At 64.9% G+C, this 13,449-nt stretch carries 14 protein-coding genes and 1 tRNA gene; 12 read left to right on the forward strand and 3 right to left on the reverse strand.

Annotated elements, in window-relative coordinates:
• The first annotated feature begins 65 nt into the window (after window positions 1-65).
• The 8 genes from GOSPT_RS23945 to GOSPT_RS17510 all read left to right on the forward strand — a co-directional run bounded on the left by GOSPT_RS23945 (window position 66) and on the right by GOSPT_RS17510 (window position 7,693).
• Complete coding sequence (locus GOSPT_RS23945) at window positions 66-203, forward strand: hypothetical protein (protein ID WP_156527355.1); 138 nt, start codon at window positions 66-68, stop codon at window positions 201-203.
• Window positions 204-309: 106 nt separating this feature from the next.
• Window positions 310-2,022: an ABC transporter ATP-binding protein gene (locus GOSPT_RS17480; RefSeq protein WP_005207776.1), complete on the forward strand. Its 1,713-nt coding sequence runs from the start codon at window positions 310-312 to the stop codon at window positions 2,020-2,022.
• A 119-nt stretch (window positions 2,023-2,141) separates the two neighbouring features.
• Window positions 2,142-2,726 (forward strand): PadR family transcriptional regulator, encoded by a 585-nt coding sequence (locus GOSPT_RS17485; protein WP_039856536.1) that lies wholly within the window; start codon window positions 2,142-2,144, stop codon window positions 2,724-2,726.
• Window positions 2,727-2,767: 41 nt separating this feature from the next.
• Window positions 2,768-4,846, forward strand: coding sequence for an NADPH-dependent 2,4-dienoyl-CoA reductase (locus GOSPT_RS17490; protein WP_039856537.1), 2,079 nt, complete (start codon window positions 2,768-2,770; stop codon window positions 4,844-4,846).
• A 100-nt stretch (window positions 4,847-4,946) separates the two neighbouring features.
• On the forward strand, window positions 4,947-5,456 hold the full coding sequence (locus GOSPT_RS17495) for a nitroreductase/quinone reductase family protein (protein WP_005207782.1): 510 nt from the start codon (window positions 4,947-4,949) through the stop codon (window positions 5,454-5,456).
• Between the two features lie 54 nt (window positions 5,457-5,510).
• The gene (gene cmrA, locus GOSPT_RS17500; RefSeq protein ID WP_005207783.1) at window positions 5,511-6,329 is read left to right on the forward strand and encodes a mycolate reductase; all 819 of its coding nucleotides are present in this window, start codon (window positions 5,511-5,513) and stop codon (window positions 6,327-6,329) included.
• Window positions 6,330-6,336: 7 nt separating this feature from the next.
• A complete protein-coding gene (gene def, locus GOSPT_RS17505) occupies window positions 6,337-6,912 on the forward strand; it encodes a peptide deformylase (protein WP_005207784.1) in 576 nt (191 codons plus the stop codon).
• A 130-nt stretch (window positions 6,913-7,042) separates the two neighbouring features.
• Window positions 7,043-7,693, forward strand: coding sequence for a hypothetical protein (locus GOSPT_RS17510; protein ID WP_005207785.1), 651 nt, complete (start codon window positions 7,043-7,045; stop codon window positions 7,691-7,693).
• Window positions 7,694-7,718: 25 nt separating this feature from the next.
• Here the strand turns inward: GOSPT_RS17510 and GOSPT_RS17515 are convergent, their stop codons facing one another.
• Window positions 7,719-9,290 (reverse strand): helicase HerA-like domain-containing protein, encoded by a 1,572-nt coding sequence (locus GOSPT_RS17515; protein ID WP_005207786.1) that lies wholly within the window; start codon window positions 9,288-9,290, stop codon window positions 7,719-7,721.
• 114 nt (window positions 9,291-9,404) lie between these two features.
• Between GOSPT_RS17515 and orn the strand changes: the two genes are divergently transcribed.
• From orn to GOSPT_RS23950, 3 genes are all read left to right on the forward strand, one after another.
• On the forward strand, window positions 9,405-10,004 hold the full coding sequence (gene orn, locus GOSPT_RS17520) for an oligoribonuclease (protein WP_005207787.1): 600 nt from the start codon (window positions 9,405-9,407) through the stop codon (window positions 10,002-10,004).
• A gap of 104 nt (window positions 10,005-10,108) precedes the next feature.
• Window positions 10,109-10,181, forward strand: a tRNA-His gene (locus GOSPT_RS17525).
• Window positions 10,182-10,287: 106 nt separating this feature from the next.
• Complete coding sequence (locus GOSPT_RS23950; RefSeq protein WP_005207788.1) at window positions 10,288-10,449, forward strand: hypothetical protein; 162 nt, start codon at window positions 10,288-10,290, stop codon at window positions 10,447-10,449.
• Window positions 10,450-10,476: 27 nt separating this feature from the next.
• Here the strand turns inward: GOSPT_RS23950 and GOSPT_RS17530 are convergent, their stop codons facing one another.
• On the reverse strand, window positions 10,477-11,220 hold the full coding sequence (locus GOSPT_RS17530) for an SDR family oxidoreductase (protein ID WP_005207789.1): 744 nt from the start codon (window positions 11,218-11,220) through the stop codon (window positions 10,477-10,479).
• A 186-nt stretch (window positions 11,221-11,406) separates the two neighbouring features.
• On the opposite strand from GOSPT_RS17530, the gene GOSPT_RS17535 reads away from it, so the two are divergent.
• On the forward strand, window positions 11,407-12,243 hold the full coding sequence (locus GOSPT_RS17535) for a helix-turn-helix transcriptional regulator (RefSeq protein WP_005207790.1): 837 nt from the start codon (window positions 11,407-11,409) through the stop codon (window positions 12,241-12,243).
• A gap of 15 nt (window positions 12,244-12,258) precedes the next feature.
• Here the strand turns inward: GOSPT_RS17535 and GOSPT_RS17540 are convergent, their stop codons facing one another.
• Window positions 12,259-13,401, reverse strand: a complete 1,143-nt coding sequence (locus GOSPT_RS17540; protein ID WP_039856552.1) for an acyl-CoA dehydrogenase family protein — start codon at window positions 13,399-13,401, stop codon at window positions 12,259-12,261.
• Window positions 13,402-13,449: the final 48 nt, after the last annotated feature.

Below are 13,449 nucleotides of genomic sequence, written 5' to 3' on the forward strand. Positions count from 1 at the left end.
AGCGAAGCTCCATAGTGTTCTCCTCGTCGGCAACGCCGCCGGCAGGTAGTCACGAAGGAGATCCCATGCCTATCAACACCCCTCCGCAGCAGAACAACAACGGCCCGCGCCAGGCCCCTGCCCCGCAGCCGCCGCGTCGCCGTCGTCGCCAGCGCTTCTGGAATGCACGCGCGCACCGCTGGGACTGGCGCTGGGTCTACTGACCTTCCGGCCCATGGGAGCCGACACGGACGTCCGACGCCGCCATGAGCGCCATCGACGCCCGAGTCGGCTCCTGTTCTCATGCCTACCGACACAGAAGGACGTCCGATGAACGCGCGACAAGCTTTTCGACGCTTCTCTCCCGCAGTACGAGGCGAGGCCAGACGATTCGCCCTCGCGGGAACCCTGCTCGGCATCGCTGCGGCATGCGAGGTGGTTGCCGTCTTCGTGCTCGCAGATGTCATCGACGGCGCGCTCGACTCGAACAGCGTCACCACGTTTGCACGCCTTGCGCTCCTCTGGCTCCTCATCACGGCAATCTCCTGCGGCGGAGACTATTTCGGTCAGGTCGTGTCCGTGGGCATCTCCGAACGCGTCGTGTTACGGCTGCGTGATCAACTCTTCGACCACGTCCAGCGCCTTCACCCCGTCCAGCATCGACGGCTGGGCCTGGGCAATCTCGTCACCCGGCACACCGGCGACCTCGAAGCGGTCGAGTACCTGATCGGGACAGGCGTGATGCAGTTCGTGATCGCGCTGGCCCACACCATCGGCTTGGTCGTCGCCGCACTCATCATGAGCTGGCAGGTCGCGCTCGTCGCGCTGGCCGCAGTCCCGGCGCTGTGGGGTCTGTCCGCATTCTTCGCCCGTCGGCAGGAACGCGTCACCCGCGACGAACGAGGCGCCAACAGCGACATCGCCGACTCCGTCGAAACCGCACTCCTCGGCCACGAGACGGCCGTCGCCTACAACCAGCAGGGGCGCGAACACGCTCGACTCCACCGGCACGGGGTCACCTGGATGAGCGCCCGCCTTGCGCAGACCCGCGTCGAGGCCGGACTGGGCGGCATCTTGAGCTTCGGGCAGGTCGTCGTCACGTTGGCCATCGCGATCGTGGGCGTCTGGCAGGTACGCCAGGGCCAGCTCAGCGTCGGCGGGCTGCTGGCCCTCACCGGCTATCTCGGGATGCTCTATCCCAAGATGCAGGAGCTGGCCGACATCCGGATCGCCATCGCGTCCGCGGTGATCAGCGCCGAGCGTGTTGCCGAGGTCCTCGACGTCGCACCCGTCGAACGCGTCGAACTCGCTGACATCCCCGCGACCGTTCGATCACCACTACGCCCGACGACGCCGGTCGGCATCGCGCTGCGCGACGTCACCCTGGCGCGCGAGCACCAGACGGTCCTCGACGCCATTGACCTCGACCTCGCGCCGGGGACCATCACCGCACTGATCGGACCGAGCGGCGTCGGAAAGTCGACGCTGGCGTCGCTGCTGTGCCGATTCGAACATCCCGACTCCGGGAACCTGACCATCGGCGACGTCGATTACGACGACCTGACCGGCCGCTGGATTCGCGATCACATCACGTTGCTTCCCCAGCAGCCGATCATCAAGGGCGCCAGCATCTCCGACAACATCGCCTACGGCCGGCCGGCCGCGACTCGCGAAGAAATCATCGCCGCCGCGGTGGCCGCCGACGCCGACGAGTTCATCCGCAGATTGCCCGACGGCTACGACGCCCGGCTCGACGACGGCGGCCTCACGCTCTCCGGTGGTCAACGGCAACGTATCGCGATCGCCCGTGCGATGCTCCGGAACACTCCGGCGCTCATCCTCGACGAACCGACGTCGGGTCTCGACGCCGCGACCACGAGCCGAATCCTCGACCCCCTCCGGCGGCTTGCCGACGGGCGCACCACGCTGCTCATCACGCACGACACTCGGGTCACCGCGATCGCCGACCGCATCATCGAACTCCGCGACGGGCATCTCTACGACCTGAGCCGGTGGATGGAACCGGAGAACGCTCCGGCGTGACGCGATAGTGCACACGCATCCGACCTGTATGTACGCGGGAAATACACTCGGCCGGTTATGCAACAAGAACCCTATGCACACTATTGCATAGTGCGTAGGTGCATTGGTACGGTCGAGTCGTGGCACTCGAACACGCGATCATGGTGTCGCTCTCCGAACGCCCGGGCACCGGCTACGAGATCGGCAGGCAATTCGACCGGTCGATCGGCTACTTCTGGTCGGCGACGCACCAGCAGATCTATCGCACACTGGGCAAGCTCCACGCCGAGGGCATGGTGAGCTTCGAACCCGTCGCCCAGGAGGGCAGACCGGACAAGAAGGTCTACACACTCTCCGACGCGGGCCGTCAGGCACTGCGCGAGTGGGTTTCGTCGCCGACGCCCATGCAACAACTCCGCGACGACCTCGGACTCAAGATCCGAGCAGCAGAGCACGCCGACCTCACCGACGTCATCGACGAACTCCGCAGGCACCGCGCCGAACACCTTGCGCGACTGCACCTTTACCAGTCGTTCGAGAAGGACGACTACCCCGACCCGCAGGCACTGACCGGCCGCCGCCTCCATCAGTACCTGGTACTCCGCGGCGGCGTACGCATCGAAGAAGGCTTTGTCGGTTGGTGCGACGAAGTCATCACCGCGCTCGACGCCGAGCAGCGTCGAACATCCACCGCGTCGACGCCATCCGTCGGCAACGAGTCCTGACCACCAACCCACCCCATCCCCGACGACCCAGGAGAACGCAGATGTCAGCCCCATCCGCGAATACCAGCTCGAGCCAACCGAATCCGTATTATCCGCGTCTGTTCGAGCCCCTCACCGTCGGCGGGATGACGTTGCGCAATCGCATCGTCATGGGGTCGATGCACACCGGCCTCGAAGACCGCGTGTGGGACACCGACAAGCTGGGCGCCTACTACGCCGAGCGCGCACGCGGCGGTGCCGGCCTGATCATCACGGGCGGCTTCGCGGTCAGTCGCACCGGCCAGCTCCTGCCTTTCGCGGGCAAGATGACCAACGTGCTCGACGCCAAGCGGCATCAGCGCGTCACCCGCGCGGTGCACGACGCGGGCGGCAAGATTGCCATGCAACTCCTCCAGGCGGGCCGCTACGGCTACACGCCACTGAAAGTTGCTCCGGGAAGCGAGAATTCGCCCATCCACCCCTTCAAGAACCTGCCGATGCCCGAGTCGGTCATCCGGCACGTGATCCGCTCGTACGGGCAAGCCGCGAAGCTGGCGCGTCAGGCCGGCTATGACGCCGTCGAGATCATGGGCGGCGAGGGCTACCTGGTCAACCAGTTCCTGTGCCCGCACACCAACGACCGCACCGACAAGTGGGGCGGCTCCACCGAGAACCGGCAGCGCTTTCTGGTGGAGGTGATCACCGAGATCCGACGCCGCGTCCCCCGCGACTTCCCGGTCATCCTTCGGCAGTCGATCGCCGACTTCGTCAAGGGCGGACAGACCTGGGACGAGATCGCCCTCATGGCGCGCAAGGCCGAGGCGCTCGGCGTCGACGCCATCAACACCGACATCGGATGGCACGAAGCCGGCGTGCCGACCATCGTCACCTCGGTGCCACGCGCGGCGTTCGTCAAGTTCACCGAACGACTGCGCGACGAGGTCTCGATCCCGCTCATCGCGAGCAACCGCATCAACACCCCGGAGGTGGCGGAGGAGATCCTCGACCGCGGCCGCGTCGACGCGGTGTCGATGGCTCGCCCGCTCCTGTCCGATCCCGAATTCCCGGTGAAGGCCATGACCGGTCGCGCCGACGAGATCAACACCTGCATCGGCTGCAACCAGGCATGCCTCGACCACGCGTTCGTCGGGAAGAAGGTGTCGTGCCTGCTCAATCCGCGTGCCGGACGGGAAACCACGCTGACCCTCGGCGCGACGCGTCGGGCACGCAAGGTCGCCGTGATCGGCGCCGGACCGGCCGGACTGTCGGCCGCGGTCACCGCCGCACAACGCGGCCACCGGGTCGAGCTCTTCGAGGCCGGTCCGACGATCGGCGGCCAATTCTCCATCGCCGCAAGGATTCCCGGTAAAGAGGAGTTCGCCGAGACGCTGCGCTACTACACCCGGCAGCTCGAGCTCAACAACGTCCGCGTCCATCTCGAACAGCGCGTCGACGCCGAGCACATCATCGCCGAGGGCTTCGACGAGGTGATCGTCGCCACCGGCGTCACCCCACGCATACCCGACATCCCCGGTGTCGATCACCCGATGGTCATGTCGTACGCCGAGGCAGTGCTCGGCCACCGCGAGATCGGCAAGCGTGTCGCGGTGATCGGCGCGGGCGGCATCGGTTTCGACATCACCGAATTCCTCACCGTCGACGACTCACCCTCCCTCAACCTCAAGGAATGGGAACAGGAATGGGGAGTCAGCGAAGACCTCGACGTTCCCGGCTTCCTCACCACGCCCCGACCGCTTCCGGTAACCCGCGAGGTCTTCCTGGTGCAACGCAAGCGCGGCAAGCAGGGCAAGACACTCGGCAAGACCACCGGGTGGGCACATCGGGCGAGTGTGAAAATGAAAGGCGTAGAACAGATCTCGGGTGCAACCTACGACAAGATCGACGACGCCGGACTTCACCTGAGTTTTCACGACGACGACGGCTCGGTCCGTGAGACGCGCCTCCTCGAGGTCGACAACGTGGTCATCTGCGCGGGACAGGAGTCCGTCCGCGACCTCGTCGACCCGCTGACCGTGGCGGGCATCCGAACGCACGTCATCGGTGGCGCCGACCTGGCCGCCGAGCTCGACGCCAAGCGCGCGATCCGTCAGGGCACTGAGGTCGCAGCGGGTATCGAGTAAACCGCTACCAATCGATCGACACCCAGACCGATTCGACGTACGTGCAGCCGCAAAACTGAGAAGCTGTGTGGGTCGCACGTCCGTCGATCGAAGGAGTGGCATGGCGTCTCCGTTTGCCGAGCGGCGTTGGGGCTCGACGTCGAGTCCACTGCGCGGCCCGATGACCGCTCTCGCGAAGACGAGCGTCGGCTCGTGGGTGGTGCGTCGATCGGCCGGTGTCGACCGGCGTGTCCTGCATGCCTCGAAGGGGCGGTTCACCGTACTGGGGCCGATCGGGGCTCCCACGCTGCTGTTGACGACCACCGGCGCAAAGTCCGGGCTGTCGCGGACATCGCCGCTGCTCTACGCCCGCGAGGGCGACGACATCTTCGTCGTCGGGTCCAATTTCGGCCAGGAACGCCATCCCGCCTGGACGGCCAATCTCCTCGCCAACCCCGCCTGCACGGTCAACACGGCAGGCGTCGAGGTCGACGCCGTCGCGACGCTTCTCGACGGCCCCGAGCGCGAGCGGATCTACCGCCTCTTCGAGAGCGACGTCACCGACGTGTACTCGGTCTACCGCGATCGCACCGATCGCGAGATCAGGGTGTTCCGGCTCTCGGCGAGCTGACCAGCGCACAGCCACGCGACCGGTTCGCGATCGAGCCACGCCGGCGGCGCTACCATGACCGCCATGCCCATTGCGTCTCCCGTCGTGTCCGCACGCGCCGTCGTCACCGGCGCGTCCTCCGGAATCGGAATGGAACTCGCCCGCGAACTCGCCAGTCGCGGGCACTCACTGATCGTCGTGGCGCGTCGCGGGGACATCCTCGAAGAGCTCGCAGTCGAGCTGCGCACGCAACACGACGTGCAGGTCGAGGTACGACCGAGCGACCTGTCGGATCCGACTGCCGTCGAGATCCTCTCCGCAGAACTCGCCCAGCGTGAGGTCTCGGTGCTCTGCAACAACGCGGGCATCGCCACGTTCGGTCCGGTCGCCGAGCTCGATGCCGACTACGAGCGCGCCCAGGTCCGGCTCAACGTCAACGCCGTGCATGACCTGACCCTCGCGGTGCTCCCCCAGATGGTTGCTCGCGGCTCGGGCGGCATCCTCATGGTCGGTTCGGCAGCTGGCAACATGCCGATCCCCAACAACGCCACCTACGCGGCGTCGAAAGCCTTCGTGAACACTTTCAGCGAGTCGCTGCGTGGCGAGGTCGGCGGTTCGGGTGTCCACGTCACCCTGCTCGCGCCAGGACCTGTCCGTACTCAGACACCGGACCCCGAGGACGCGTCGATCGTCGACAAGATGGTGCCCGGCTTTCTGTGGCACGACAGCGCGGAGGTAGCCAAGATGAGCCTGGATGCGTTGGAGCACAACAAGATGCGCGTTGTGCCCGGAACGCTGTCGAAGGCAATGTCGGTCGCGGGCGGCTACAGTCCGCGGGCGCTCGTCGCTCCCATCGTCGGCACGTTCTACAAGCGACTCGGGCCAGAGTCCTAGGAACCCGATGCCACTCGAAGAATTACTCCGCATCGGTACGCCGCGCCCGATCGTGCGGTGGGGCGACCCTGTCCTGCATACGCCTGCCCGTCCGGTGACCGACTTCGACGACCAGCTGCAGCATCTGATCGCCGACATGTTCGCCACCAATACCGCGGCACCGGGTGCGGGTCTTGCCGCGGCCCAGATCGGCGTCGACCTCGCGGTATTCGTGTACGACTGCGGCGACGAGACAGGCAGGCGACGTACGGGCGTGATCTGCAATCCCGAGCTCGAACTCCCCGAGGGCCGCGACAGGGAACTCGCGACGCTGGGCGAGGGATGTCTTTCGCTGCCGGGTGCCCATGAGGATCTCGCCCGTCCGAAGGTCGCGACGTGTCGAGGCGTCGACCAATTCGGCCAACCGGTCACCGTGACAGCGGGCGGGATACTCGGCCGCTGTCTACAGCACGAGACCGACCACACGCGCGGCATGGTGTTCGGCGATCGCTTGACCGCCAAGGCTCGCAAACGACTCTTCCGCGACGCCGATGAGGTTGCCGATCGGTACCCCGACGATTGGCCCGTGTCGCCAATGGTGTGACCCGGCTCGCGATGACCGGCTCTGCCCTTCACCGGGACAAATCGAGAATCTGATAGTTAGCCAAATCACACAGTGCTAGTTTCTGAGAACTTACTCACAGGTAGGTGCTGGCTCGTTCTCAGGAGGTCTCATGCGTCGCTTCACCCGTCTACGTCGGACAGTCATCACGGCCGCAACGCTATCCGCAACTGCCGCAGCCGTTTTCGCCACTTCCGTACACGCGGAGGCGGCCCCTTCGCTCTACATCAACCACAAGCACACCACGGTGACCACTCACCTCAAGAATCTCGGCGTCGACGTGGTCTTCACAACCACAGAGCGGACGAAGGCCGAGTCGATGCCACCGTTCGCACTGGAATCCACGATCCAGTCGGCGCAGACACGTGCCGCGTGGAGACTGGCCGACCTACGTGTAGCAACGCTGCAAATCAAGATGATTCCCGACGGACCAGCGACCGGAAACGCCACGCCGACGGGCCAGGGACCGATGGACGTCAAGGTCACTCAGAAGCTCAACATTCAGATCCAGCGGATCGAACCGCTTGGGATCAAGGAGTTCAATCTCGTCGGTGCTCCGTGTACGACAAGCACCCCCGCTGAACTGGTGCTGACCGGCCAGATCCCCTTCTCCGAGGACGAGGGCACCGATTTCTTCGCACCCCTCACCCTCAAGGGCGACCTGACGATCCCACCGCTGGCAGGCTGCGGCGCGCTCACACCGCTGCTCAATCCCATCGCATCCGGCCCGGGCAATGCGGTGACGGTCCAACTAGACCTGTAGCACTCAACGGTGCCGGGCGTCGTCCTCAACGCCGACGACGCCCGGTACCGAAGATCGCTCGACTGAACTCGCGGCCCGCCTGGCCGGCAGCGTTGCGCAAGAATCTCTGCATCGGCTCGCTCGTCAGGATTTCGGTGATCATGCCGGGCTCTTCGGGCACAGGAGCAGGTACAGGTGCCGGGGTCGGCGCAGGCGCCTGCGCGGGCGGCGTCGGTGCCGGAGCGTCGGGCGACTCACCGGGCGAGAGCATCTTCGCGGCGAGCATTTCGTAGGCCGACTTGTTGTCGATGGCCGTGCCGTAGGTGTGGTAGAGCGGACTCGCTTTCGCTGCGGCCGTGATATCTGCTGCCGCAACAGCTTCCATCGACGACCGGGGCGCTCGAATGACCGTCCACGCGACCGGCGTCGGCGCACCTTTCTCCGACAGCACGGTCACGATCGCCTCGCCGGTCCCGAGTGACGTCAGCGCCTGATCGAGCTTGTAGACGTCCGATACCGGGTAGGTCTTGACTGTCTTGCTGAGCGCCTTCTGATCGTCGGGGGTGAATGCGCGCAGCGCGTGCTGGACTCGGGCGCCCAATTGGGACAGCACATCGTTGGGAATGTCGGTCGGCAACTGCGAACAGAAGAACACGCCGACGCCCTTGGACCGGATCAACTTGACCGTCTGCACCACCTGCGCGATAAAGGCTTTCGACGCGTCGTTGAACAGCAGATGCGACTCGTCGAAGATGAAGACCAGCTTGGGTTTGTCGACGTCGCCGACCTCGGGGAGGGACTCGAACAGTTCCGCCAGTATCCACATGAGGAACGTGGAGAACAGGACCGGATTGGCGGCTTGATCGCCCAACTCGAAGAGAGTGATGATGCCGCGGCCGTCCGGAGCGAGCCGCAGCAGATCCTGCGGATTGAGTTCCGGCTCACCGAAGAACGTATCGCCGCCTGCCGCTTCGAGATTCGTCAGTGCGCGCAGGATGACTCCGGCGGTCTGCGTCGAAACCCCACCGATCGCCTTGAGTTCTGGCTTACCCTCATCGCTGGTCAGGTAGGCGATCACCGACCGGATGTCTTTGAGGTCGAGCAGGGCCAGGCCGTTCTTGTCTGCCCAATGGAAGATCAGTCCGAGCGTCGATTCCTGGGTGTCGTTGAGCCCCAACACCTTACTGAGCAGAATCGGCCCGAACGCAGTGATCGTCGCACGCACCGGCACCCCGATCCCCTGCGATCCGAGCGACACGAACTCGACCGGATACGCCGTCGGCGACCAGTCGTCGCCGGTCTGCGCCGCGCGTGCGGTGATTCTGTCGTTGGACACCCCCTGCCGGCTCAGCCCCGACAGGTCGCCCTTGATGTCGGCCATCACGACCGGAACGCCATTGGCCGACAACTGTTCTGCGATGAGTTGCAAGGTCTTGGTCTTACCCGTGCCCGTCGCTCCGGCCACCAGCCCGTGACGGTTCATCATCGCCAGCGGGATACGAACCTTGGCCGTCGAGTCGACCTGGCCGTCGACAGATACCGTGCCGAGTTCAAGCGCTGTCGAAGCGAACTGGTAGCCCTGTGCGATCGTCTGGGCGGCCTGGGTGGGATCGGTCACGAACATGTCCTTCCGGCGGTTGGATTGCCCGAGCACGACAGTGGTCACAGCTCTGGCGGGTCGGTGCACTACAGCAAACAATAGCCGCGGATCGTCGCCCGCTAAGGTTGATGCGTGCAGGACAAACTGGTGTGGATCGATTGCGAAATGACCGGCCTCGATCTCGAGAAGGACAAACTGATCGAGATCGCCGCCCTGGTCACCGACAGTGACCTCAACATTCTGGGCGACGGCGTCGACGTGGTCATCCACGCCGACGACGCCGATCTCGACGCGATGCCCGACGTCGTGACCAAAATGCACGCCGACTCGGGACTGACCGACGAGGTTCGACGGTCTGCGATCACCGTCCCGGAAGCCGAGGCGATGGTCCTCGACTACATCCGCGCACACGTGACAACGTCGGGTGCGGTCCCCCTCGCAGGCAACTCGATCGCCACCGACCGAGGTTTCATCGCCCGGGACATGCCAGAACTCGACGCCTACCTGCACTACCGCATGGTTGACGTCAGCTCGATCAAAGAACTCACTCGACGCTGGTACCCGCGCGTCTACTTCAATCAGCCCGAGAAGGGCCTCGCGCACCGCGCCCTCGCCGACATCCGCGAGTCGATCCGTGAGCTCCGTTACTACCGAGCTGCGGCCTTTGTTCCCCAGCCCGGCCCCGACGTCGACACCCTCACGACGATCGTCAAAGACCTCGGGCCTGCCTGAAACACGCAGGTCAGTCAACCGATTGGAGTTCGGAGCGTCCGAACCGCTAGAGTATGACCTTGGCTCTGGGACCCAGTGTTCTTCCTGGTTTTCCGATGCCGATGGTGAGCGTAGTTCAGTTGGTAGAGCACCAGGTTGTGATCCTGGCTGTCGCGGGTTCGAGTCCCGTCGCTCACCCCGCAGGTCAAGGCCCTGCCCACGGATTAGTGGGCAGGGCCTTGTGCGTTCGGTGAGCGCATCGTCGTAGCGTGGAGTTCACTTTCATGCTCTACGATCTGCACCCGTGCTGGAAGATCTGAACAAGGCCGCGAAGAAGTCGGGGCTCCACGTTGCGCCGGGCAAGAAGAAGGACACGTACTCAGTACGAAAGTCCAAGAGCGGCAAGCTCATCGCCAAGAACGTCGACGCCGACGAAGTCAAGAAGATCATCAAAGACCGCAAGTGACCCCCACCAACTCAGGGGCGACGCTGGTCAGCCAAGGTGGGCCAGCATCGTCACCAGTTGGTCGTGTTCTCCCGACACCTCGGAGAACCGCAGCGGCTTGACCCGCTCGACCAGAATTTCGCGGTCAGCGGTCGGCAGCAGTGCCATCACCTCGGTGAGGAACTCGTCGAGAGGCATGGCCCAGTCGGCGTCGGCCTGTCCGGGCATGAGGTCGGTCTGCACTGCTGGCGGGACCAACTCGAGGACGTCGATCCCCTTGTCCGCCAGTTGAATTCGAAGGCTCTCCGAGAGCGAGTGGATGGCAGCCTTCGTGGCACTGTAGGTAGGCGTATCGACCATCGGGGTGAACGCGAGACCCGACGACACCGTGATGAACGTGGCTCCGTCCTTACCGGTGAGCGCGTCGGTGAAGGCCGCGACCAGGCGTAGCGGCCCAAGGATGTTGGTGTCGACCTCGACGGCCGCCGTCTCCAGGAAGTCGGGAGTGGTGAAGTCCTCGGCCCGCATGATCCCCGACATCGAGACAACCACGTTCAGGTCGGGGAAGCGTCGGGTCACGTCCGCGGCCGCGCGATTGACGTCGTCGGTGTCGGTTGTGTCGATGCGGACCGCTTCGATTCCGGGGTGCTCGGCGACGATCTGGTCGAGGAGCTCGCTACGCCGCCCGCCGACGATGACCGTGTTGCCTGCCTCCTGAAGCCTCAGAGCGAGACCCAGTCCGATACCCGACGTCGCGCCCGCGATGAAAATGGTGTTACCGCTTGTCTTCATGTCGTCTCCTCGTTGCCGTGTGGTCCGGCCGTGTGCCGTTCCTCGGTCGTGTCACCGAGTTCACTCCCCTGTCGCGACTCCGACAAGGCACCCGATATCCGGGGACCGACGATCCCTGGTTCACCTCCGGCTGATCGGTCACCCTGGAGAGATGACCGAACATCCACGGCCCTTTGAGCGTGCCCGGTGAGCACCGTCGATCGGGCGGGCCTCGCCGAGTTCCTCCGTCGGCGCCGCGAGTCGTTGCAACCCGCAGACGTCGGTCTCGGCGTCGGACAACGCCGCAGAGCCCGCGGGCTTCGACGTGAGGAGGTCGCGGCGCTCGCCGGAATGTCGGTCGACTACTACACACGACTCGAACAGCAACGCGGCCCGCTTCCATCGGACCAGATGGTCACAGCCATCGCGCGGGCACTCCACCTGTCCCTCGACGAACGAGACCACCTGTTCCGCTTGGCAGGGCACAACGCGCCCGACCGACTCAGCCGCGACGATCACGTCTCCCCCGGCATGCTGCGCATCATCGACCGCCTCACCGACACTCCGGCGATGGTCGTCAACAGTGCCGGTGAGACTCTCGTGCAAACCCCGCTGGCCGTCGCACTCGTCGGCGACGACAGTGCCTTCAGCGGGCTCAGCCGCTCGATCGCGTATCGATGGTTCACCGACGCCGACACCCGTGCGCGGTTTCTCCCCGAGGATCACGCCCTACACGCTCGGGCGCACACGGCCAGGCTGCGGGAGGCCGTCACCCGGCTCGGACCTGAGTCGCGTGCAGCTGAAGTCGCCGACGCCCTACTAGCCGAGAGCACAGAGTTCGCGGAGTTGTGGCACCGCCACGATGTGAGTGTCACGCTGACCGACATCGACAAGCGGATCGTCCACGTTTCGCTGGGTGTCATCGAGGTGCAGTGCCAGACGCTGTTCGATCCGAGCAGCGCTCAGGCACTTCTGGTCTACACCGCTGTCCCGGGCTCGTCCGACCACGAGAAGTTGGCGATGCTCGCAGCGTTCGCCGACTGAACCGCCCACTCGGCCTCAGAGGCTGCGCGAGATGATCTCCTTCATGATCTCGTTGGTGCCCGCGTAGATCTTCTGCACACGCTGATCGGCCCACATCCGCGCGATCGGGTACTCGTTCATGTACCCGTAGCCACCGAAGAGTTGCAGACACTCGTCGGCCACCGCCATCGCCCGCTCACTGGTCCACCACTTGGCCATCGCAACTGTCGGGATGTCGAGTTTGCCGTCGAGATGCTTGATGATGCAGTCGTCAGTGAACACACGGGCGATCCGCGCCTCGGTGGCGACCTCTGCGAGCTTGAACTTGGTGTTCTGGAATCCGAAGATGGGTCGGCCGAACGCTGTGCGGTCCTTGGTGTAGGCGAGCGTGTGCTCGAGCGCGACCTCCATCCCTGCCGTCGACGCGACGGCGATGATCAGACGCTCCTGCGGAAGCTGCTGCATGAGCTGGATGAAGCCCTGCCCCTCGTCGGTGCCGAGCAGGTTCGACGTCGGTACCCGCACACTGTCGAAGAAGAGCTCCGAGGTGTCCTGCCCGCGCTGCCCGACCTTGTCGAGCACGCGACCACGCCTGAACCCGGGACGATCAGCCTCGACGAGAACCAGCGAGATTCCCTTGGCGCCCTCGCTCACGTCGGTCTTGGCGACGACGATGATGAGGTCGGCCTGGCCGCCGTTGGTGATGAAGATCTTCGAGCCGTCGATGACGTACTCATCACCCTCGCGGATCGCCTTGGTCTTCACGGCCTGGAGATCGGATCCGGTACCCGGCTCGGTCATCGCGATGGCGCCGACAACCTCGCCCGACGCCATCTTCGGGAGCCAGGTGCGCTTCTGCTCCTCCGACCCGTAGGCGAGGAGGTAGTGGGCGATGATCCCGTTGTGCAGACTCGCACCCCACGATGAGTCCGCGATGCGCGCCTGCTCTTCGATCAGCACCGCTTCGTGGGCGAACGTTCCGCCGCCTCCGCCGTACTCCTCGGGAATCGACATGCACAGCAGGCCGAGTTCACCTGCTTTGTTCCACAGCTCACGGTCGACGTGGTGCTGCTCGATGAACTTCTCGATATTCGGCTTGATCTCCTTCTCGCAGAAACTGCGAGCGAGATCGCGCACCGCTGTCAGGTCGTCGGTTTCCCACGGGGAACGCTCGGCCATGCTGTACACCTCGATCGTCGGCAAACAATGTCACCGCCGATCGTAACA

Source organism: Gordonia sputi NBRC 100414 (assembly GCF_000248055.1).
In the GTDB taxonomy this organism is placed as follows: Bacteria; Actinomycetota; Actinomycetes; order Mycobacteriales; family Mycobacteriaceae; genus Gordonia; species Gordonia sputi.